The sequence below is a fragment of the Acinetobacter sp. NigerLNRRAM0016 genome (assembly GCF_054112845.1).
The window spans coordinates 198,432-221,508 of the sequence record NZ_JBSYVT010000003.1; the positions used below are offsets into that span (position 1 = coordinate 198,432).

Sequence of the window (23,077 nt, forward strand, 5' to 3'; positions counted from 1 at the left end):
ATAATTTTGAAAAAGCTGATCTTCTGATCGGCTTTTGAATATTTGGATTTTGTAGTAGAGATTTTATGTTAAATAGATATTAAAACAATTTGGAGAATCACAGAATAATGCTTACCTTTCTAGAAATTCAATCTAAGGTTGATCAAATTTGTGAAAAAATTGGGCTGGAAAAAAAAGTTTGGCCCGCAGTTCAGAATGATGGAACTCCATATGTATTAATCCATGAAGAGAAATATTGGTATATTTCTGCAGAAAGAGGAGAAGTATATTTTGAAAGAAAAACCAATGATTTTGATGAGTTGTGTTATTGGATAATGGATGATTGTATATCTAGTTATTCGTTTGATTTTGAATTAAAAAATAGAACTAGAGGACAAGATTTCCGTCGTATCGTTTTTGCAAAACAAATTGAACTTTTTGGTTTAATAAGTGATGAATGGAAAGTAAAAAAAGAAAAGAATATAAAAAAAATATTAGAAAGATCCCCTTTTGAAGATAATTAATATATTGATTTATAAAATTTTATTTAGTTATTAGTACCTGTATTTCGTATAACGTGCATTATGTTATTTTAGGAAATTTAAAGAGAGAGGATCATGCAAGTAAGAAAACTTCTAAGACAAGATTATGAGAATTGGTTAAATCTTTGGAAGGGATATCAGGACTTCTATAAAGTGAGTTTAACATCAGAGCTTTCTAAATTAACTTTTAATCGTCTAATTGATGAAAGTGAAGGAATGGGGTGTTTTGTGCTTGAAGTAGATAAGAAACTAATTGGCCTAGTGCACTATATTTTTCATCGTAGCACCTGGACAGAGGGTAATTATTGCTATCTTCAAGACCTTTTTGTACAAACAGATAATCGTGCTAAAGGCTGTGGTAAAAGTTTGATAGACGCGGTATATGCTGAAGCTCATAAGAAAAATTGTTCTCGAGTCTATTGGTTAACTCAAGAAACAAACTATCAAGCAAGAATTTTATATGATCAAGTAGCGATAAATACTGGCTTTATTCAATATCGAAAAAATCTAGTTTAAAAAATAAAACAATGCGGCCTTAAACGTCCGCATTTCGCATAATCCGTATTATGTTTATTTTAGAAATATTTAAAAATGAAAAAATTAGAAATTATCTTTTTTGTAATTTTAATTTTAGCTTTTTTGTGGGGTATACAATGGATGTTTCATGGCTTTCCAACAGGAAATTAAAGAGTAAAAATGAATGGATTTAAAAACTTTTGAATTATTAGCTCGATATAACGTTTGGTCTACCCGCAAATTAAATCAAGTTTTAAAGAGTGTTTCTAATGCTGATTTCAATGCCGAATGTGGACTTTATTTCAAAAGTATCTCTGGAACTTTAAATCATTTGCTTGTTGGTGAACACTACCTGTGGTTTCCTCGTTTTTTAGGAAAAACTTCACCTGTACTTAAGTTAAACACTATCATAGAAAATGATAAAGATAAGCTGATTTATCAGCTAGAGGACAAAGCTCATAATTGGATAGATTTTTTAAGAGATGTTGATGTTGAAAAATTCAATTATGATTTAAAGTACAAAACATCTTCAGGTAAAGACATGAGTTTGCCTTATCCCGCCACTCTATTGCATGTTTTTAATCATGGGACTCACCATAGAGGACAAATCACAACAGCTTTAACTTCAATGGGATATCTTTGCCCTGAGATGGACTTGGTCTGCATGCTAATTGAAGAAAATTGCTCCATTTAACATAATGCACGTTATAGAAATGCTCTTTTTTATTTCATTTAATTCATAAGTTTATATCAAGCTGGTCTAGTGTTCAGCGCACTAGATTTTCTTTTTCGTGATTTTTCATGTTCCAAGAATAATGATTCAACATTGCTTCACGTTTTCTATAAGTTAGCTTAAACAAAAACTTGAGTAAGTTTAACAATAGCCAAGGGGACATACTTTTTCAAAATCATGACTGCTGCACACTTTACCTTGATAGTACGTAAAACCGTCCATTTCATTATAAAAATGAAACGCTTTCATGTAATATAAAATCCATTAAAACTTATAGGTATTTTGAGGCTTAATACCTCGAATACACCATAAAAAGGATACAAGCATGCAGCAAGAAGTCATCATTGTCGGTGGTGGAATGGTCGGACTGAGTCTGGCTTTAATGTTGGCGAAAGCGAATATTGCAGTCAAACTGCTCGAAGCCATCAAATACCCAAATTATGATGACATCAATCTTGCGCCTTACCATTCCAGTTTCGACGCACGAAACAGTGCCTTATCTCGCCGTAGCGTACAAATTTACCAAGAACTCGGTTTATGGGATGCCTTACAACAACATGCCACGCCTATTTTACAAGTGCATATTACCGAACAGGGCAGCTTTGGTAAGGCACGTTTATTGGCAGAACAAGAAAAAGTCGAAAGTTTTGGTCAAGTGATTGAAAATGCGTGGTTAGGACGTGTTTTACTCACGCAAGTTCGCCAGCAACCGTTAATTGAACTGATTGATGGCGTGCAAGTCACTTCACTTACACAAGATGCCGAGCATGCATATATTACAGCTTCACGTGGCGAAGAGCAGCTTCAGTTACAAGCCAAATTGGTAATTGCAGCCGATGGTCGAGATTCCTTCTGTCGTCAAGCTTTGGGTGTGGGTGTTTCTGAGCATGACTATGACCAAGTGGCAATTGTCACTACAGTACAAACCTCAAAACCGCATCAGCATGTCGGCTTTGAACGTTTTAGTCCACTTGGACCCTTGGCGTTACTGCCTTTACCAGGGGAATACCGTCGTTCAGTGGTTTGGCCTGTGAAAAAAGGCACTGAACAGGAATGGTTAGGTGAGGAAAATGACCAGCATTTCTTGGATGCCTTACAGCAAACTTATGGTGACCGTGCGGGTAAATTCCAGAAAACAGGCAAGCGTTTTAGCTATCCATTGTCACAAGTATTAGCAGAAAAGCAGGCAGTAGGGCGTGTGGTGCTCATGGGTAATGCCGCACATACCATTCACCCCGTAGCGGGACAAGGGTTTAACTTGTGTATGCGTGATGCTTATGTGTTGCTACGTTATTTAGAAGCACAACAAGCTGCAGGTGCTGACATTGGCGAACCAAACATGTTGCTTGAATATGAGCAAGCCCGTTTAAAAGACCAACAACGCGTGATTAAGTTCTGCGACAGCGTGGTACGTGGTTTTAGCAATCAAAACCCGATGCTGAAATTATTACGCAATACTGGACTCATCGCCTTCGATTTAATTCCAGGGATTAAACCACTTGTCGCCACTTACGCAATGGGATTAAAAGCATGAGCCAAGTTCTCGATGTTGTGATTGTCGGTGGTGGATTGGTCGGTGGATTAAGTGCCTTATTACTGGCTCAAGGCGGTGTACAAGCTACCGTTTTAGATGCTGCACCAATTCTCGATGAAAGCAAGGTGTTGGCAGTTGCCAATCCTCGTGTGCTGGCTTTGAGCCAAGCCACCATCCATTTACTAAAAACCGTTCAAGTTTGGGATTTGCTGGCACGTCAAATGCCTTATAGCGGCATGCAAGTCTGGAATAAAAATGGCTATGGCGACATCAATTTCGGGCATGCCAGTGAAAAGGCACCTTCCATTGAGCAAGCGTTAGGTTCAATGGTGGAACCAAGTATTCTCAATTTGGCGATTCAGCAACGTATGTTGAGCCAAGTGAAAGATTATCGAACCCAAGTGAAAGTGACACGTGTGGAGCGTGGCGTGGGTGTTTGGCATATTCACTTGGCAGATGGCACGCAGTTACAAACTAAACTGGTGATTGGTGCGGATGGCGCAAATTCTTTTGTTCGCGAACAGGCATTTATTGATCTGGATGTGTTGGATTATCACCAAGCAGGTGTGACCTGTGCCATTCGTACCGCACAGCCGCATCAACATGTAGCACGTCAAATCTTCTTGGAAACGGGTCCCTTGGCATTTTTACCCATGGCGAGCCTCAACCCAGAGCAAGATGGTTACTGGCAGTCGATTGTCTGGACCTTACCCGATGATTATGCTGAAGAATATACTGCATTGGATGATCACGCCTTTTTACAACTGTTGACACGTGAAAGTCAGCATATGCTGGGAGAAGTCCTTGAAGCTACACCACGTGCCATGTTCCCTTTGAAAGCACGTACAGCGCAGCAATACATGACTTCAGGTCTGGCGCTCATTGGTGATGCAGCACATGTGATCCATCCTCTGGCGGGGCAAGGGGTGAATATTGGCTGTCTGGACGCTGCGGTACTTTGCGATGCCTTATTGCATGATTTATCGCGTGGGGTCTGGGCACATGACCAAACCTTGCAACGTTATGAACATAGTCGTAAAGGGCAGAACGATGCCATGATGCACAGCATGTCGGCAATTGGCTGGTTAGAGACCACAACTTTGTTCCCTGTGATTTGGGCACGTAATGTTGGTTTAAAACAGGTGGAGCAGCAAGCAGTATTGAAAGATGCCTTTATGCTGCAAGCCAATGGTTTACAAGCACTCAAAAATACCCGTTATGCAAATTAGATTTAAATAGATAGTTTTTAGGCATTTAGTTAAAGCTGATTACGAATTTGATTAAAAAAGATACGATTTTTTTGCATTAAGTACTAGGCGAAATCGATTTAGATTGTTAAATTTCTTCGTAATTCGAAACCGATTCGAAACGATGTAGATAGAAGTCATTGCGGGGAGAGAAAGATGACGGATATGAATGATTATGACGACGTAGAAGACTCAGCGGTGGATGAGGACGAAGCGAAGGCTGCCGAAAAAGGCGCATCTGATGAAGCAGCAGAAGGTGCTTCTGATGGTGATGTTGCTGAGGCAGAAACATTAACCGTGACGGCTAAGCAAAAGCAACGTCAGGCTTTGGAAGATGAAGTGGCAGCATTTTTGGCACGTGGTGGACGAATCACCGAAGTGCCACCAGATGAAACTGCACACGACTAATTTCGGCATAAAAAACCACTCCTGCGAGTGGTTTTTTATGCGCTCTGCTTTCAAGCGGCTGAACTTAGTCAGCCGTAAGTTCTAACGCACGTTGATACGCGATTTTTTTCTTAATACCGGTTAAGTCCGCAGCCAATTGCGAAGCTGCTTTGACAGATAAATCTTGTAGCAGGCGTTTCAGAAGTTGATCCAGCTTCTCTTGTTCCATGTCTTTTTCTTGGGTTGCACCGCCCACCACCAAGACAATTTCACCTTTTTGCTGATTATGGTCAGATTCAATGAACTGAACCAACTCACCCAATGTCATTTTACGAATGGTTTCAAAGGTTTTGGTGATTTCTCGGGCAAATCCAACAGGACGATCAGCACCAAAGACTTCTGCCATGTTTTTGACACAGTCTAAAATTCGATGTGGTGCTTCATAAAAAATCAAAGTTTGGGTTTCATCTTTAAGCTTTTCAAGTTGAGCAAGACGTTGAGTCGCCTTAGAAGATAAGAAACCTTCAAAGCTAAAACGGTCACTTGGTAAACCGACACTACTTAAAGCTGCAATCGCGGCACAGGCACCAGGGACTGGAATTACACGAATGCCATGCTCTTGTGCAGCACGAACCAGTTTAAAACCAGGGTCGCTAATTAAGGGGGTGCCCGCATCACTAATCAATGCCATATTTTCGCCTTTTAACAGGCGTTGCACCAAAATATCTATTTTGTTACTTTCATTGTGGTCATGGCAGGCCGTCAGCGGGGTCGAAATATTAAAATGTTTCAGTAATTGCGCCGAGGTGCGGGTATCTTCAGCCGCAATGACGCTGACAGATTTTAAGGTATCAATTGCACGAAAAGTCATGTCATCTAAGTGCCCGATCGGGGTGGCTACAACAAATAACTGAGCACTCATGTGAAGTCTCCATGCCAAAAAAATGAATAAATAAAAGAATGATGCGCTAAAAGTTGTGCGGGAAAAGGAATTCCCTAACGCGTAAGAATATGCCTATTCTACCTGAATCCACGCGCTAGACGCGAATTAGATTCGATGGTCGTGGACTATTCAGCCTGTAGCATTATGTTCTGCGATGCAGATTGAAGCATGAGCAAAGCTCAAACAGGATGAAAATACAGATTTTTCATAAATGTCATCACCGCTTTACATTTGTGAACTGATCCTGATTTCCACTAGAATGATTATAGATCAACATAAAAATCAGTTTCTTAAGATGAAAATTAAAACAGATGTTTGTAATAAAAATGGATCAGAAAAATTGAGTGGCAAAACAACAGCGCAAGCCCTTGGTGATTGGGCGGAAAAAGAAGCACTCATGCTTTTACAGCAGCAGGGTTTTCATTTGGTGCAGCAAAACTATCATAGCCGTTATGGTGAGCTGGATTTGGTGGTGCAACAAGGCGAGGAATTGCTCTTGGTAGAGGTGAAGGCACGTGCTTTGACCCGCTTTGGACATGCCAATGAAGTGGTATCCGCATCGAAACAGCGTAAATTAATTAAAACCGCGCTGTGTTTTTTACATGAATATCCTGAATATGAGCAGTTCTATTGTCGATTTGATGTGATTTGTTTTGATTTTTATCAACAATTTTCAAAAACAGTACAGTATGACTTTTCCAGTTTCACTTATGATCTGCAATGGATAGAAAATGCTTTTACTTTTGATTCAGAGTTCATTAATCTTTGAAGGAACAGGAAGCATCAATGCTATAGAAAAATGAATGAAATAAGTGAGGAGTCTTGCTGAGTGTTGAATCGTATTGCAATGACAGTGCTTTGTGTCGCAGGTCTTAGTTTAACGGGCTGTGCGAGTTTTATTTCAGGTGGTACAGGGACTGCACCAGTTGGAACAGAAAGTGGGGTACGCTCACTTGGACAGGTCTTTATTGATTCCTCAATTGAACGTACAGCGAATATTAATTTATATAAATTAGATTCTCGTTTTAAACAGTCACGCGTCAATATCGAAAGCTTTTATGGCAACGTATTATTGACTGGGCAAGTGCCAGATCAGCATTTAAAACAACTGGCTGAAGACAATGTCCGCGCGATGAGTGATGTAAAAAATGTGCATAATTTTATCACTGTAGGTGATAAAATTGGTTATAACACCATTATGCAAGATGCGACTGCGACGGCAAATACACGTGGTTTAATTATGAAAGCCCCAGTGGTTGCAGACAGCAAAGTCCGTGTACATACTGAAGATGGTGTGTTGTACGTGATGGGGCGTTTGAATAATGCTGAAATCAATGATTTGAACAACGTGTTACAGCAAGTGGGTAACGTCACTAAAATCGTGACATTGGTTGATAATGTCGATCAAGGACAGAAATCAATAAATTCTAGTTTGGTAAGCCCTGTAGCCAGTAATGCGCAGCCCGAAGTTCAAACGCCTGTAGCTATTGACCCAGATCAGGTAGAACCGACGAATGTTCAATAAATCCGAATATTGGATTAGACAATTAAATGACACCGTGGGGACTGCGAAAGATTTTATTCGAGACTTTCGCATCTACGATGTCGGCAGCTATGCATTGAATCAACTCACACCGCGCGAGGGATATACACTGCATGAAAACATTGCTTATGGCTTAAAAGCACGTCATCGTCTCGATTTATTCAAAGCCCATAAACCGCAGTTGAACCAACCCCTTATTGTATTTGTGCATGGGGGCGCTTGGACGCACGGAGATAAAAGTTCTTACCGCTTTGTGGGGGAAGCTTTTGCTCGTGAAGGTTATGATGTTGCTGTGATTAACTATCATCTTGCACCACAGTATATTTTCCCTAGCTATGTGGATGATTTGACCCTCGCACTCAATTTCTTGAGTATGCATCAGCATAAGCTGGCAATTCGTACCGATAATGTGGTGTTGATGGGGCATTCGGCTGGGGCATTTAATGTCATGTCAGCCGTTTATCATCCACAGCAGTATGAACTACAGTGCCGCGCACAAATCCGCGCCATCATTGGCGTTGCGGGTCCTTATCATTTTGATTATAAAGGTGACCCACTCTGTGCAGAGGCATTTGATCAAAGTGTGCCTTTCCAGCAGGTCATGCCGTACTACTTTGTCGCATCTAACAGCATCAAGCATTATTTGGTGATGGCAGAGAATGACCAAATTGTAGGGCACAACAATACGGAAGACTTTGATCGCGTGCTCAAAGAAAAAGGCAATCACAGTAAAATGATTGTCATTCCTCGCACAGGACACATTACTGTGATGGGATCAGTCTCGAGTTTGTTCAGCCGTTATTTCGAAACCAAAGAACAAATTTTGGTGGCAATTGAGGAAGCGCTAAAGCCATAGATGCGTGTCATCTGCAACAGGCTGTCCTTGAGTCACATGCATGATCATGGCGTGTGCAATACTCCCTTTGAATGGAATCTGAGGGAGTTGGTCAAATTTGAAAAATTGCGCATCGCTGATTTCTTCTTCTTGTAATGCAATATCACCCGCGGCATATTCAGCACGAAAGGCAATCATTAAATTACTTGGGAAGGGCCATGGCTGGCTCGCCAAATATTGAATATTCTTGAGCTTTAAACCGACTTCTTCTTCAGTCTCACGACGGACCGCATCTTCCAGGGTTTCACCCACTTCGACAAAGCCCGCAATCAGACCATACATATTGTTGGTATTTTTTGCGTTCTTGGCCAAAAGGATTTCATCTTCACCGCGGGTAATCACGGTAATGACGCAGGGTTGCACGCGTGGATATTGATGATAATGGCAAGCGGGGCAGATCATGGCATATTCAGTGGCATGTACTTGCGTTTCATGCCCGCAATGACTACAGAATTTGTGATTGCGGCGCCACTCGAGGAGTTGTAGCGCACGACTGGCTTGTTCAAACTGCTTGGTGGTCCATTGGGTTAGTAGCTGGCGAATAGGCACCAACTGTAAGCCGTCTGGAATGCTTTCATGGGCGAGAAGATCACGGGCAATGACAGTATTGCCCGTGTGTAAATGCAGATCACTTGCTAAACGCTCAACTTTAGGCAGTTGGAGCTGATCATCGACCAGAAGTTGTTGTTGATGAAAAATATAAGCAAGTGATAGTTCTGACATTAGGCGGCTACTTCGGCGTTTAGTTTTTGACTGCTGTTTAATGCTACATCAAACATTGAGTGTAATACAGGCTGTTTGTTCTTCAGGTTGTCAATCATCATTTCAGCACCCGCTAAAGTGTCCAAAATGTAATTCACTTCCTGTTGAGAAATACTGCCCGAAACCTCAAGCTTTTGTTGTACAAAATTTGCAGCATTTTTTAAGGCTTGTTGACCTTCTGCAGAATTGAGGAACAACAGCGCACCACTGATTTCATGTAACTGAGCAGGGAGATTGCCTAAAGCACCCAAGAATTGATCTTGGAGATATTGCACCAAACTGGTTGCAGAACTGTCCACCAAGGTTTTGGTTTCGTTCAGCAAGGCTTCATGTGCTTCATCAAGACGATCCAGTGAAACATTCATGTTGTTCACGCGAAGCTGTAAACGGTTCGAGGTATGATGACGTTCAAGAATGCCAATTGAATTCATGGCAGATAAGATGCCTTTCATCAATTGTTGAGCAAAGTTTTCATCTTTTAATACATCGGTCTGATTCAATGTTTCAGCCTGACGAGATAAGTCTTGATAGGCTTCATTCAGATTTAAGACTTTGAAAATATTCGCTAATTCTTTAATTTTAGCCTGTAACTCTTGTGTCTTTTCTACCGACATGGTTTGGTAGTTGTATTCAATTTCATTACGAATTTGTGCCATTTCAGTGGTTACAAGTCCGCTAATGGTGTGAATGGTATTAAAGTCAGGACCATATAGATGGCGACTAAATACATGCAGTTGCGTGTCGGTGAGTGCATCATCACCAATATTGAGTTGGTCACGGATGCTTTGTGCTGACTCATCTTCTTGGCTAATACACAAGCTCAGAATATTCGACAGGTCTTTTAAGTCGGCATTGAAGCTTTCAGGCGCAAGAAAAAATGCGGCCATATTACGTTCGATGTCAATCAGGCTGCGTAAGCGGGCATCGGTAAACAGTAAATTATCAATTTGGTTGAAAGCAACGTGTACCAGCCCCCAGTATTGTTGGCTTGGTAACTGATTTGCTAAACCAGCCAGATAAGCACCGACAATTCGAATTGCCTGTAAATCGAGTTCAGTTTCTTGCTGCTTCAGTAGTTTATGTAATGCAAGTTTATATAAACGATGTACATATTCAGACTTTTCAAGGGTCGGAATGGTTGGTAACTGGAAGTTTGGCTGAACAGTGTTTAACAGTGATTCAAGCTGATGACCTTCATGCGTGAGTGGTTTACCTAAGGCAAGTTCCAGACGGTTGAGGGTATCGAGCAGGAACTGAGGAATTTTAACTTCTCGTAAGCAGATAAACTCAATATAGCGTTTCAGCATGGTGGTGCCTTCACTGAGTGCGACCACATCCTGTGTATTGATGTTTTCTGGATTTGCCATGATTTTGCGCATCAGTTCAGCAGAATACTGGGCAATTTGCCCTAAGTTTGGCATGTCGATTAACACTAGAACTTGCGCACATTGTTCAAATTGATTCAGTGCATCATCAATACCAAATGGTAGGGTATGATCTTCTGCCAAGGTACTGACCGCAGCTTCAACTAACTTGATCGAGTTATCAACCTCATTTTTTATTATCAGTAAGGCCGTTGGATCAAAATGAATAGAGGTTTGGTAAGACATTTATCTGCACCTTTCCTAATGTATTATCTGTTTATGTTTGGCTGAGTTAGAGCGTTATTTCTTGTGTTTAACTATAACTGATGTCCCTAAGGTTTAAATACAAAAAATAACAGAATCTCTAGAAATTATTTTGAAAAAAAGCAAGGTTTGCCCTGTTTTTCCTCAATTTGTTTGACCCAAGTCTCATGTGCAGCCAATTCTTCATCTGAAGGTAAAATTACAGCGAGACCTGTTTCATCAATTTGACGTCTGCCACTCGAACCTTGTTGCTCTTCACTTTGCGACAGGGCATCCATATCGAAGGAAACCTGTCCGCCCGTCATGGCTAAATACACATCTGCCAGAATTTCAGCATCGAGCAATGCGCCATGGAAGGTACGGTCGCGTTGTGCAATTTCATAACGTCGTACCAACGCATCCAAGGAGTTTTTCTGTCCCGGGTGCTTACTTTTCGCCATGGCTAAAGTATCGGTAACTTCACAAACCTCAGAGAGTGGACCATGACCTGTACGTTTAAACTCCATGTCCAAGAAGTTCATATCGAAGGTCGCGTTATGCGCAATAATTTCTGCGCCTTTTAGGTAGTCAAACAGCACATCGGCAATTTCTGCATACTTCGGTTTGTCTGTTAAAAACTCATCAGTAATACCGTGGACATTGACCGAATCACCCACTTCTTTTTCAGGGTTGATATAAATATGAATCGAGCTGCCTGTGAGTTTGCGATTGATCATTTCAATCGCGCCCACTTCGATAATGCGGTCACTGTCTTGGAAATAGAAACCCGTGGTTTCCGTATCCAGAATGAGTTGTCGTGGACCAAAAGCTTCTACGGTTGCGGGTGTAATCACAATCTGCGGATGAGAACTGGTCGTTGTTGCTGTTGTAGAAGTCTGAGCCGCTGGAGGAGCTTCCACGTGAATGATGGTCTCCGTAATTTCTTCAATGATTTCAGGTTCAGCCAATTCGGTTTCTTCAGCTGCGAAATCTAGTCCGAAAGGGTCGTCAAACAGCCAGTCAGATTCCGCTTTTTTTTTATCTTCTGTAGGGGTGGCTGTGGCTGCTGTTAAGGTTTTTGCGGCTTGGTCTGCACCTAAATTGGCCAGTTGATCTGCCATTTCATTGCCAGGATGACCTGCATGACCTTTAATCCAGTTCCATTCAATTTCGCGACCTTGACAGACGCTATCCAACTTTTGCCATAAGTCTGGATTTTTGACGTCTTTCCAGTTTTTCTTTTTCCATCCATGAATCCATTCGGTAATGCCTTGTTTGACATAGTTGGAGTCGGTCCAAATAATCAGTTTGGCTGTTTTCGGGCAGGCCAGCACACCTTCAATCGCGGCAGTCAGCTCCATACGGTTGTTGGTGGTTTGCGTTTCACCCCCGAAGATTTTACGTTCTTCGTGCTCTGTAACGATATAGGCTCCCCAACCTCCGAGTGCGCCATCTTTACCATTTCCACGGCAAGCGCCATCGACATAGAGCGTAATTGTTTCAGACATACAGGATCATCCAGCCAGCAAAGAAAATTAACAGAAGCGAATTCAATCTTATATTGTATAACGCATTTGTGCTTGGGAAGTGTATTACATGGTTAAATTTTAATTTCTTGTAACATTTATCCTAGAATCTCGCTAAATTATTGCCTTGAGTCTCTGCTGTGCTTCACTACAATGGCAGTGCTAAAAAATAAATTTTATACGAGTTGTTTGGATTTTTTTATGTATAAACCAACCACGTTCTTGTGGCAGCCCTCGGTTCCAACATTATTTAAGATTACTGTATTGGGTTCTGCACTCGCTGCATTAGGATTAACCACAGGTTGTGCATCGAGCCAAAGTGCGACCAAGGCTGCATCATCAAAACAGGTTGGCTCCAATTATTTAGATGCAAATAGCTTAGATTCTTTAGAAGATCTTTTGTCTGCGACGGATATGCGTGCCGTGGAAGGGGATCGTTTACTCATTTTAAAACATGGTGATGTGTGGAAACGCATGACCGTGGGTTTCAAAATGGATACCAATCATTGGGATCCGCGAATTGAAGCACAGCGAAATTGGTTTGTTTCTCGTCAGCCTTATATTGATCGTTTGAGTGCGCGTGCATCACGTTATCTTTACCATACTGTGAAAGAAGCAGAGCGCCGTGGTTTACCCACTGAATTGGCACTGTTGCCAATTATTGAAAGTTCTTATGACCCAGCGGCAACCAGTAGTGCGGCAGCGGCAGGTTTATGGCAGTTTATTCCAAGTACTGGGCGTATTTACGGGCTAAAACAGACGGGCATGTATGATGGTCGTCGTGACGTGGTCGAGTCGACGCGTGCCGCCTATGAGTTCTTAGGCAGTCTCTATAACCAGTTTGGTTCTTGGGAATTGGCTTTAGCAGCTTATAATGCGGGTCCGGGTCGTATTCAACAAGCGATTAACCGTAACCGCGAGGCAGGCTTGCCAACCGATTACTGGTCATTACGCTTACCTCAAGAAACCATGAACTATGTACCGCGTTTCTTGGCAGTTGCACAAATTATTAAAAATCCGAATGCCTATGGTGTGAGCTTACCGCCAATTGCCAACCGACCTCACTTTAGAGAAATCACGGTGGGTCCTGCAAATCTGAATGATGTGGCTGCAATTACAGGTTTAAGCCGTGCAGAACTGTATGCACTGAACCCTGGACATCGTGGTGACCGCATTGACAGTGGTAGCCCGATGCGCATTTTGATTCCTGCGGATATTAGCCCTACGGTAGATGCAAAACTGTCTAAACTGCAATCGAGTTCAGGTGGTTTATGGGCAAGTACTGCTCCTATCTCGAATAGTTCGACTACGACAACAATCACTCCAAGTAAATCGGCACCGCCAGTATTGGTCGCAAGCAACACCACTAAAACGACGGATACCACCACCAAAACCACGGTTTCGACCAATACAGGGCGACCATTATCGACTACGCCACGTGGTGCGGATGCTTTAGCTGCTTTTGCTTCGAGTACGGTAGTACCGAGTGCGCCGCGTATCCCTGTTGCTGTCACGCCAGCCAAGAATGTACAGCCAGTCAGTGTTGAACCACCGATTTCAGCAGCTGAGCGCGAACAAATTAGGGCAGCGGTTCAAGCCGAGGATGCCACCAAAACAGTGGAACAGGTGTTACAACCTGTAGCGACCAAAGCAGAACAGGAACAAGTGGTTGCAGAACTGAAGGAAATTGCGCCACAAGGTACTGAAATTGTCGATCCTTATGATGGCAAGATTAAGCTGACCGCAATTCAGACCAGTCAATCGGTTGCTGAACAACAAGGCAAAGAGTTAACCAAAGGCTTCTCTTATCCAAAGTCGGTGACAGACAATACCAAACTTGATTCTGATGAAGCACAGCTAAATAAAGACAAGAACTATGTCAAAACAGCTTCGGAAATTGTGGTTGTGCCACCAAAAGGCAAGCGTACAACCTATACCGTTCAATCGGGTGATACTTTAGCAACCATTGCGCTGAAAAATGGGGTGAACTGGCGCGATATCGCGAAATGGAATCAGATTGATCCGAATGCGACCTTGTTTGTAGGGACCAGTATTTATTTATACGATGCCAAACCGGTTCAGGAGCGTACCTCTACGACCAATAGCAAGCCTGAGAGCTATGTGGTGCGAGCCAATGATAACTTGACCAGTGTGGCGAGCCAGTTTGGTCTTTCGGTCAAACAGTTGGCAGACTATAACGATTTAACTGTGACCAGTGGTTTGTTTGTGGGTCAGAAATTATCGTTAAAAGACAATAGTGCTAATAGCGCAAAAAATACGACTGAAAAAGCGACAAGCAAGAGCAGCATTAAAACCAAGTCTTATGTGGTAAAACGTGGCGAGTATTTGAAGCTGATTGCTGACCGTTACGCATTGTCGAATCAGGAGCTGGCAGATTTAACCCCTGGTTTGAATGCGGGCAGTAACTTGTTGGTTGGACAGAAAATTAATGTTCCGTTGAATAGCGTGAATGATGAGGCTTCATCTTCAGAAAAAGCGGCAGTGAAAATTGATGCCGTGAAATCTGCACCGAGCATAAAAACTGAAACGTATAAAGTTCAGCGTGGGGATACCCTGTATAGCATTGCAGCACAGTCTAAAATGTCACTCAGTGATTTGGCCGAGCTTAACCAAATTTCGAGTAATAGTGGCGTGTATGTGGGGCAAAGCATTAAGGTGCTTGCGGGTTCGACAGTGCCTGAAACCTATGTGGTGCAATCGGGTGACAGCTTGTCTGCCATTGCCAGCAAATACAATTTAAGCCAAGACAATCTGGCGAACTTAAATGGGATTGGGCGTAATGCCAATGTCCGTGTCGGTCAGCGCCTCAAGCTGACTGGTGAAGTAGCTGAGGTTGAGAAAGAAAGTACGACAACTACTGCTGAAAAAGATATTCATGTGGTGAAATCGGGTGAGACTTTGGGCAGCATTGCCAAGAAATATCACTTGCAGTTAAGCTATTTGGCGGCACTCAATGATCTTTCGACCAATGCTTCTTTACGTGTCGGGCAGCGTTTAAAAGTTGATGGTGATTTACCGACGAAAACCATCACCAAAGCGGACAGCAGCCCGAAAAAGAGCAGTGTGAGTAGCAAAGATACTGAGAAATATACGGTGAAATCGGGTGAGTCACTGAATTTGATTGCCAGTCGTGTGGGCATTTCAGTGTCTGAGTTGGCAAGCTTGAATGATTTAAGTCCGCGTACAGGTTTACAAGTCGGTCAAAGCATCTTGATTCCGAAAACAGTGAAAGACTATAAAGTTAGATCAGGGGATAATCTGATTCGTTTGGCTACGCGTTACGGGGTTGAAGCCAGTGCTTTGGCTGAAATGAATGATATGAAGCCAACAGCACAATTGAAAATTGGCGATGTGATTAAAGTTCCGAATCTTTAATTCACGTCGCTGATAGGTTTGCCGTGCAAATGACGAGCAAAACAATTGCCATTTGCTTGCTCTATGCGAGCAGCATGATGGCTATGCAGCAGGCGTGGTCGACTGTACAGACCACGCCTTATATTGCTGTGCATAGTCCTCCGAAATATGCAGGTTTAAAGGCGATGCCTTATGCCAATCCGCAGGCGCCTAAAGGTGGCTATCTGAGTACTGCGGCAATCGGTACTTTTGATAATCTCAACACGATGAATGGCAAAGGCAGTGCCACCGAGGGTGTGAATTATTTATTTGATACCTTAATGGATAATTCGCTGGATGAAACAGGGGTGATGTATCCTTTGTTGGCCAATCAAGTCACCTTTGATCCAGCTAATCCTCAATTCATTATTTTTCATTTGAACCCGCAAGCGCGTTTCAGTAATGGCAGGCCTGTCACGGCTGAAGATGTCAAATTCAGTTTCGATGCTTATCAAACCAAAGCCAATTTAGGCTTGCAGATGTATTTGTCCAATTTGGCTAAAACTGAAGTACTATCCAAATCTCAGGTGAAGTTTAGTTTTAAAACCAGTAAAAGTAAGGAAATGCCGCTGATTGTGGCGAGTCTGCCGATCTATTCCAAGCAAGATTGGAAAAATAAAGATTTCACCCGAATTACCCTGCAACCGATTTTAGGCTCGGGTCCATATTTAATTGAACGCATTGATGCGGGGCGGAGCATTACTTATAAACGTAATCCAAATTATTGGGCGAAAGACTTAATGGTCAATCGCGGGCGTTACAATTTTGATCGCATGCAATATTTGTACTATCGGAATAACGACATTGCCTTTGAAGGTTTCAAGTCGGGGCAATATACCTTGCACGAAGAAAAGAAAACCAAAACATGGGTCACAGGCTATCAATTTCCTGCGGTAAAAGTGGGAATGGTCAAGCAATATAGCCAGCGGCTGGCAAGACCTGTGGTCAATCAAAGTCTGGTATTGAATACCCGTAAAGTGCCATTGAATGACATTTATTTACGGCAGGCGCTGAGTTATGCCTACGATTTTGAATGGCTAAATAAAGCCTTATTTTATGGGCAGTATCAACGTCTACAAAGCCATTTTCAAGGCAGTGAGTTGGCGGCAACAGGACAACCGAGTGCTGCGGAATTGAAACTGTTGCAGCCTTATTTATCCAAGCTCCATCCATTGCAACGGCAAGGCGTGCTGTCTAACTGGAAATATCCTGTGTCCGATGCAGGTGGTTTTAATCGTCCGAATTTACTGCATGCCCGTAATATCTTGCTAAAAGCAGGTTATCAGTATCGGCAGGGGCAGTTGTATAGTAAAAACGGGCGTGCAGTTCAGTTTGAAGTTTTGCTCTATCAAGAAGGTGCACCACGTACCGTCATGCCGTGGATGCGTAATCTGAAAAAACTCGGAATCAATGTCAAATTACGTCAGGTGGATGTATCGCAATATATGGAACGTATGCGTCGCTACGAGTTTGATGTGACCACGTTGGAAATGCCGCAGTCGCTGACCCCAGGCAGTGAGCAAGCGCAAATGTGGAGTAGTGGTGCCGCACGTGAGTTTGGGAACTATAATTATGCGGGCATTCAAAATGACGCCATTGATCATGCGGTACAACAGGTCATACAAGCACCGAATCGAGAACAATTGATTGTGCGAACCCGAGTTTTGGATCGTTTGTTGCGCGCAGGTTATTATCAAATCCTGACTTATGGTAAAAATGACAATTGGTATGCCTATTGGAACATGTATCATCAGCCGAAAGTGAAACCGAAATTGTCCTTGGGTTTGGATTATTGGTGGAGTGATCGAGTACAAGCTAAAAAAGTCAGCCACTACCTCGGTAAATAAAGCGAGAGGGCTGTTAGGTTATTTTAAGTGATACCTTAGTCAGACGTTTAAATCATGAAAAAATAAGGATACGCAATTGGGTACGTATATTCTAAAAAGGCTATTCCTGATTATTCCGACCTTATTTTTAATATTATGCATTAACTTTGCTGTGATTCAGATTGCCCCGGGTGGACCTGTTGAGCGTGCCATTCAACAAGCCGAGTCTTTTCAACGCTTGCAAGCGGTTAAAGCGGGTATTGCACCTGAAAGTAGCAATTATCAAGGTGCCAAGGGGCTTAGTGAGGATATGCTTCGGCAAATTGAAGCGCAGTATGGTTTTGATCAACCAGCGTATATCCGCTTTGCTGTGATGTTGAAAAACTATCTGAGTTTTGATTTCGGCATCAGTTTTTTCAAAGATAAGCCCGTGACCCAATTAATTTGGGAAAAAATGCCCGTTTCAATTTCGCTGGGGCTCTGGAGTAGCTTGCTGATTTATTTAATTGCCATTCCATTGGGGATTCGAAAAGCCAAACAACATGGCATGCTGTTTGATAAAACCACCTCTCTAATCTTGGCGATGGGTTATGCTGTGCCTGCCTTTGTTTTTGCCATTTTACTGATCGTGTTTTTTGCGGGTGGTAGTTATTTTCAGTGGTTTCCACTACAAGGGCTGGTTTCGGACAATTTCCAGCAACTCAGTCTGTTGGCTAAAATCCGTGACTATTTTTGGCACTTAAGCCTGCCAATCTTGGCGATGGTGTTGGGGGGCTTTGCCAGTCTGGCGTATTTAACCAAATACTCGTTTTTGGAAGAGCTGAATAAGCCCTATGTTTGGGCTGCACGTGCCAAAGGATTGAGCGAGTCTCAAGTCCAGTATGGGCATGTGTTTCGTAATGCCATTTTGGTGATTATGGCGGGTTTACCCGAGGCCTTACTTGGGATTTTCTTTGTCGGTAATTTATTTATTGAGATTGTTTTCAATCTAGATGGCTTGGGCTTATTGGGTTTTGAGGCGATTATTCAGCGCGATTATCCCGTCATCTTCGGCACATTATTTATCTTTACCTTATTGGGTTTAATCCTGCGTTTAATCTGTGATGTGCTATATCAATGGATTGATCCACGGATTGATTTTGAATCACGAGGTACGCACTAATGTCCCCGATGATTCAAGCACGGCTACAGCGCTTTCGACAAAACCGTTTGGGATATTGCTGCTTCATTTTATTTAGCCTGATTTTTGTGTTGTCTTTGGGTGCCAACCTGATTGCCAATGAAAAGCCGTTGTTGGTGAAATATCAACAAGCTTTGTATTTTCCTGTTTTTAAGGCTTATCCCGAAACTACCTTTGGCGGGGTATTTGAATCTGAAGCGGACTATAAAGATCCCGTGGTACAGCAATTGATTGACGATCATGGCTGGGCCATTTGGCCTGTGATTCGTTATGCAGCTCAAACACCTAATTTGGATTTGGCTGTGCCTGTTCCCTCTGCACCGAGTGCGCAAAATTGGCTAGGCACGGATGATCAGGGGCGTGATGTGTTCGCTCGAATTTTATATGCCTTACGTGTTTCTCTGTTATTTGGGTTTGCCTTGACCTTATTGTCGGCCGTCATCGGGATTTTTGTTGGGGCGATACAGGGCTATTATGGCGGTTGGATCGACTTGATCGGACAGCGAATACTGGAAGTCTGGGGTGGCTTACCTATGCTGTTTATGGTGATGATTCTGGTCAGTATCTTTACCCCAAGCGTGTACTGGTTATTTTTAATCATGCTGTTTTTCGGCTGGACCACCTTAGTCAATCTAGTTCGAGCAGAATTTTTACGTGCGCGTAATCTAGATTATGTTCGAGCCGCGCGTGCTTTGGGCGTGTCCGATTTGCGAATTATGGTGCGACATATCTTACCCAATGCCATCAGTTCCAGTTTGTCGCAATTACCATTTATGTTAACGGCCAATATTACCGCTTTGGCTGCGTTGGACTTTCTCGGACTGGGGTTGCCTGCAGATACCGCATCGCTGGGCGAAATTTTGCTACAAGGCAAAAATAACTTAGATGCGCCATGGTTGGCTTTGGCTGGTTTCTTTACTTTGGCCATTGTGTTGTCGCTGTTAATTTATATTGGGGAGGCGGCACGCGATGCATTCGATCCAAGACAGTAATCAATCGACCACTGTTGTTCTTGAGGTCAAGCAGCTGCAGATCCGACATGAGCAGGCTATTTTGCTCGAGAATTTATCCTTTCAGTTACATCAGGGGCAGACACTGGCTTTGGTGGGGGAAAGTGGTTCGGGGAAAACCATTACTTGTCTGGCATTGTTGGGTTTATTGCCCCAAAGTTTGAACCGATCTGGCTCTGCAATCTATGCCGGTATTAATTTATTGACCTGTCCAGCTCAGCAACTGCAAAGGATTCGTGGACAAAAAATTGCCCTGATTTTCCAAGACCCGATGACTGCACTGAATCCTTTACATCAGGTGGAAAAAATTGTCGGAGAGGTCTTAATTTTACAAGGCTTATCCAAACAGCAGGTACGTCAAAAAGTACTGCAGTTATTGCAGGATGTGGGCATCATTTCTGCCGAACACATGTTAAAGCGCTATCCGCATCAACTTTCAGGTGGGCAGCGACAACGAGTGATGATTGCCGCGGCTTTAGCGCTAGATCCTGAGATTTTGATTGCGGATGAACCGACCACCGCTTTGGATGTCACCCTGCAAATACAAATTCTGGATGTGTTAAAGACCTTACAGCAGCAACGCAAGATGTCACTGATTTTGATTAGTCATGATTTGAATCTGGTTCGCCAGTATGCAAATGAAGTGATTGTGATGAATCAGGGGCACGTCGAACAGCAAGGCACGACTGAGCAGGTCTTTCAATATCCGGCAACGCCCTATACCTGTGAATTGATGAATCATGATTTTGGTCAAGCATTAGCGCCCGTTCTGACCATGCCAGTACTGCAACTAGAACAGTTGTTGGTGCAGTATCCCATCAAGCAAGGCTGGTTGAATCGTGTCACTGGACAGCACACCGCTGTTGCAATTGACCATCTAGAATTACAACAAGGCGAGTGTTTGGGCATAGTGGGGGAAAGTGGTTCGGGTAAAAGTTCAATGGCTTTGGCGATTGCACGCTTAATTCAGAGTCATGGGAAAATCTGGTTTCAACAGCAGAATTTAAATGCCTTGAATCAAAAACAATTACGTCCATTGCGCGCCAACTTTCAGATGGTTTTTCAGGACCCATTTAGCAGTTTGAACCCACGTTTAACTGTGGAGCAGATTATTGCGGAAGGGTTAACGGTTAGGCAGCAACAAGAACGTGAGGTTGCTACCCAAGTGAGTCAGGCTTTGGCTGATGTTGAATTGGATGATAGCTTTAAATTGCGTTATCCGCATGAGCTGTCGGGTGGGCAGCGGCAACGGGTCGCTTTGGCGCGTGCCTTGGTGTTAAAGCCACATTTGATGATTCTAGATGAACCGACCTCATCTTTAGACCGCAGCACTCAGCGAGCAATCGTGCAGCTATTACGCCGTTTACAGCAGCAGTATCAATTGAGCTATGTATTGATTAGCCATGATTTGCATGTAGTACGTGCCATAGCGCAAAAAGTCTTGGTGCTGCGTGATGCTCAAGTGGTCGAGATGCAGACGACTGAAGCATTATTTACCTATCCACAAAGTCCCTATACGCAGCAACTGATTCAAGCAAGCCAGTACAGTTAAATTGATAAAGTTGACAAAACAAATTGTCAAAAATGACTTGACCTCTTAGGGAAACACTTTAGAGTAAAACCTCTAAATAAAAGAATGAGGAATACCCATGAGCCATATGGCTGAGCCTTTACAGATTCGAAATACCACATTTAAAAACCGTATTATCAAAGGGGCAATGAGTGAGGCACTCGCCAACCCTGCAGGGCAGCCGAATCATTTACATTTGGGCTTATATGAGGCTTGGGCAAAAGGGGGCTTGGGGTGTGCCATTACAGGCAATGTCATGGTTGATATCCGTGCCAAGAATGAACCAGGTGTGGTGGTGGTTGAATCTGAACGTGATCTTGAGCAACTGCGCCAATGGGCGAATTTGGGTCAACACTATGGCATGGTGCAGTTGGTGCAATTGTCGCATCCCGGTCGACAATGCCCGAAAGGCTTGAATAAAGAAACGGTTGCACCCTCAGCAGTCCCATTTAGCCCAATGTTGGCAACGACGTTTGGTACGCCGCGAGCATTAACAGAAGACGAAATCTTGGAAATTATTCAACGTTTCGCGCGTTCGGCACAGGTCTGTGAAAAAGTTGGATTTGAAGGGGTGCAATTGCACGGCGCACATGGTTATCTGATTAGCCAGTTTCTATCGCCTTTGACCAACAAGCGTCAAGACCAGTGGGGTGGCAGTATTGAAAATCGCATGCGCTTCCTGATGCAGATCTATCAAGCAGTACGTGCAGCAACTTCAGATAATTTTATTATTTCGGTCAAACTGAATTCGGCCGATTTTCAGCGTGGTGGTATTAGCGAAGAAGATGTGATTGCCGTATTCAAAGCGATGGATGCTGCAGGCATTGACTTGATTGAGATTTCTGGCGGTACCTATGAAGCACCTGCAATGGCTGGTGCTAAGGAAGACAAACGTAAAGCCAGCACTATTGCGCGAGAGGCCTATTTCCTCGATTTTGCCGAAAAGATTCGAAAACAAGTCGGTTGTCATCTGATGGTGACGGGTGGCTTCCGCACCGCTCAAGGCATGAATGCTGCACTGGAAAGTGGGGCGTGTGACTTTATTGGCATTGCACGTCCATTTGCTGTCGAAACGGATTTAGCCGATCGTTTGCTGGTTGGGCAAGATGTTCGTTATGCCGTGGATAAAATTAAAACAGGTATTCCAATGGTCGATAAAATGGCGATTATGGAAATTATTTGGTATGCCGCGCAATTTAAGTCGATTGCCCAAGGTAAGCGCCCAAATCCAAAACTATCCCCACTGAAAGTATTCTTCCATTATGTGAAGGGCAATTTAAAAGCCGTGATTCAAGGGCAAATTAACTCGCGCAAGAGCGCATAGGATTCGTTTGCTACGGACCAGTACTGTTTGTAAGTTGAGGCAGACCAGTCACCTTTTCATAAAGCGCGTTGAAAGGCTGGTCTGTCTTGAATCCGAAGTAAATAGCGATTGCTTGCAGGGTAATCTGCATAGCGTGCATCTAGATGGGTGCACGCTTGTAGTGGAAACCACAGCAAGATATCGGCAATGGTGAATTGAGAACCTGCAATCCATGTGTTTGCGGTGAGATGTTGGTGAATGACCTGTATTTGTTGTCGCAACAAGGGGTTTAAATAGCCTTGGTTAAAGGCATATTGAATGCCACGCAGAATAAAACGCACAGGCCAAGGTGTACGCAGGCTCAGCTGAGCAAAGATTTGCTTGAGCGCCAAATTTGGCATAAATGAGGCTTCTGCAAAGTTTTTCCAATAGTAGTCGTCTGCTAATGCTGCTTGGTCTAAATCCATCGCACCTAAACGCTGAGAATGATGACTCAGCCATTCCGCAATTGCACTGGTTTCGGCTAAATGCAGGGTTTGCTGATTCTCTGTAATAGTTAC

General features: G+C 43.1%; 20 protein-coding genes. 15 read left to right on the forward strand and 5 right to left on the reverse strand.

Annotated features, from left to right (window positions below):
* The first annotated feature begins 107 nt into the window (after positions 1–107).
* From ACWQ4X_RS03950 to ACWQ4X_RS03975, 6 genes are all read left to right on the forward strand, one after another.
* Positions 108–503: an Imm63 family immunity protein gene (locus tag ACWQ4X_RS03950; RefSeq protein ID WP_457902797.1), complete on the forward strand. Its 396-nt coding sequence runs from the start codon at positions 108–110 to the stop codon at positions 501–503.
* Positions 504–596: 93 nt separating this feature from the next.
* Positions 597–1,037: an N-acetyltransferase family protein gene (locus ACWQ4X_RS03955; protein ID WP_457902798.1), complete on the forward strand. Its 441-nt coding sequence runs from the start codon at positions 597–599 to the stop codon at positions 1,035–1,037.
* A gap of 184 nt (positions 1,038–1,221) precedes the next feature.
* On the forward strand, positions 1,222–1,731 hold the full coding sequence (locus ACWQ4X_RS03960) for a DinB family protein (RefSeq protein ID WP_457902799.1): 510 nt from the start codon (positions 1,222–1,224) through the stop codon (positions 1,729–1,731).
* A gap of 364 nt (positions 1,732–2,095) precedes the next feature.
* Positions 2,096–3,304, forward strand: coding sequence for a 2-octaprenyl-6-methoxyphenyl hydroxylase (ubiH, locus tag ACWQ4X_RS03965; protein WP_457902800.1), 1,209 nt, complete (start codon positions 2,096–2,098; stop codon positions 3,302–3,304).
* A complete protein-coding gene (locus ACWQ4X_RS03970; RefSeq protein WP_457902801.1) occupies positions 3,301–4,533 on the forward strand; it encodes an FAD-dependent monooxygenase in 1,233 nt (410 codons plus the stop codon). Before ubiH ends, ACWQ4X_RS03970 begins: the two co-directional genes overlap by 4 nt.
* Before the next feature lie 174 nt (positions 4,534–4,707).
* The gene (locus ACWQ4X_RS03975; protein WP_142768078.1) at positions 4,708–4,959 is read left to right on the forward strand and encodes a hypothetical protein; all 252 of its coding nucleotides are present in this window, start codon (positions 4,708–4,710) and stop codon (positions 4,957–4,959) included.
* 64 nt (positions 4,960–5,023) lie between these two features.
* On the opposite strand, the gene rsmI is transcribed toward ACWQ4X_RS03975, so the two are convergent.
* Positions 5,024–5,860 carry a 16S rRNA (cytidine(1402)-2'-O)-methyltransferase gene (gene rsmI / locus ACWQ4X_RS03980; RefSeq protein WP_142768079.1) on the reverse strand — a complete coding sequence of 279 codons (837 nt, stop codon included), beginning with the start codon at positions 5,858–5,860 and terminating at the stop codon, positions 5,024–5,026.
* A gap of 361 nt (positions 5,861–6,221) precedes the next feature.
* Here rsmI and ACWQ4X_RS03985 point away from each other — a divergent pair, with 361 nt between their 5' ends.
* From ACWQ4X_RS03985 to ACWQ4X_RS03995, 3 genes are read left to right on the forward strand one after another with little or no spacing between them, the layout of a single operon-like run.
* Entirely contained in the window at positions 6,222–6,650 is a 429-nt protein-coding gene (locus ACWQ4X_RS03985) for a YraN family protein (RefSeq protein ID WP_457902802.1), read from the forward strand.
* Between the two features lie 60 nt (positions 6,651–6,710).
* The gene (locus tag ACWQ4X_RS03990) at positions 6,711–7,406 is read left to right on the forward strand and encodes a BON domain-containing protein (RefSeq protein ID WP_100243098.1); all 696 of its coding nucleotides are present in this window, start codon (positions 6,711–6,713) and stop codon (positions 7,404–7,406) included.
* A complete protein-coding gene (locus ACWQ4X_RS03995; protein ID WP_457902803.1) occupies positions 7,396–8,280 on the forward strand; it encodes an alpha/beta hydrolase in 885 nt (294 codons plus the stop codon). Before ACWQ4X_RS03990 ends, ACWQ4X_RS03995 begins: the two co-directional genes overlap by 11 nt.
* Here ACWQ4X_RS03995 and nudC read toward each other — a convergent pair.
* From nudC to dnaQ, 3 genes are all read right to left on the reverse strand, one after another.
* Positions 8,269–9,042: an NAD(+) diphosphatase gene (nudC, locus tag ACWQ4X_RS04000; RefSeq protein ID WP_100243096.1), complete on the reverse strand. Its 774-nt coding sequence runs from the start codon at positions 9,040–9,042 to the stop codon at positions 8,269–8,271. The two genes, ACWQ4X_RS03995 and nudC, sit on opposite strands and share 12 nt — an antisense overlap.
* Positions 9,042–10,691, reverse strand: coding sequence for a chemotaxis protein (locus tag ACWQ4X_RS04005; protein ID WP_457902804.1), 1,650 nt, complete (start codon positions 10,689–10,691; stop codon positions 9,042–9,044). The genes nudC and ACWQ4X_RS04005 overlap by 1 nt, the downstream gene beginning before the upstream one ends.
* 125 nt (positions 10,692–10,816) lie before the next feature.
* A complete protein-coding gene (dnaQ, locus tag ACWQ4X_RS04010) occupies positions 10,817–12,196 on the reverse strand; it encodes a DNA polymerase III subunit epsilon (protein WP_100243094.1) in 1,380 nt (459 codons plus the stop codon).
* 219 nt (positions 12,197–12,415) lie between these two features.
* On the opposite strand from dnaQ, the gene ACWQ4X_RS04015 reads away from it, so the two are divergent.
* From ACWQ4X_RS04015 to ACWQ4X_RS04040, 6 genes are all read left to right on the forward strand, one after another.
* A complete protein-coding gene (locus tag ACWQ4X_RS04015) occupies positions 12,416–15,610 on the forward strand; it encodes a LysM peptidoglycan-binding domain-containing protein (RefSeq protein WP_457902805.1) in 3,195 nt (1,064 codons plus the stop codon).
* A 74-nt stretch (positions 15,611–15,684) separates the two neighbouring features.
* Positions 15,685–17,475 carry an extracellular solute-binding protein gene (locus ACWQ4X_RS04020; RefSeq protein WP_457902815.1) on the forward strand — a complete coding sequence of 597 codons (1,791 nt, stop codon included), beginning with the start codon at positions 15,685–15,687 and terminating at the stop codon, positions 17,473–17,475.
* Positions 17,476–17,551: 76 nt separating this feature from the next.
* Positions 17,552–18,616 (forward strand): microcin C ABC transporter permease YejB, encoded by a 1,065-nt coding sequence (locus tag ACWQ4X_RS04025; protein ID WP_457902806.1) that lies wholly within the window; start codon positions 17,552–17,554, stop codon positions 18,614–18,616.
* Positions 18,616–19,626 carry an ABC transporter permease gene (locus ACWQ4X_RS04030; RefSeq protein WP_457902807.1) on the forward strand — a complete coding sequence of 337 codons (1,011 nt, stop codon included), beginning with the start codon at positions 18,616–18,618 and terminating at the stop codon, positions 19,624–19,626. The genes ACWQ4X_RS04025 and ACWQ4X_RS04030 overlap by 1 nt, the downstream gene beginning before the upstream one ends.
* Positions 19,604–21,196: a dipeptide ABC transporter ATP-binding protein gene (locus tag ACWQ4X_RS04035; RefSeq protein WP_457902808.1), complete on the forward strand. Its 1,593-nt coding sequence runs from the start codon at positions 19,604–19,606 to the stop codon at positions 21,194–21,196. The genes ACWQ4X_RS04030 and ACWQ4X_RS04035 overlap by 23 nt, the downstream gene beginning before the upstream one ends.
* Before the next feature lie 97 nt (positions 21,197–21,293).
* On the forward strand, positions 21,294–22,538 hold the full coding sequence (locus tag ACWQ4X_RS04040; protein WP_457902809.1) for an NADH:flavin oxidoreductase/NADH oxidase family protein: 1,245 nt from the start codon (positions 21,294–21,296) through the stop codon (positions 22,536–22,538).
* Positions 22,539–22,594: 56 nt separating this feature from the next.
* On the opposite strand, the gene ACWQ4X_RS04045 is transcribed toward ACWQ4X_RS04040, so the two are convergent.
* Positions 22,595–23,077, reverse strand: a 483-nt coding sequence (locus ACWQ4X_RS04045) for a glutathione binding-like protein (protein WP_457902810.1), incomplete at its 5' end; no start/stop codon positions are given.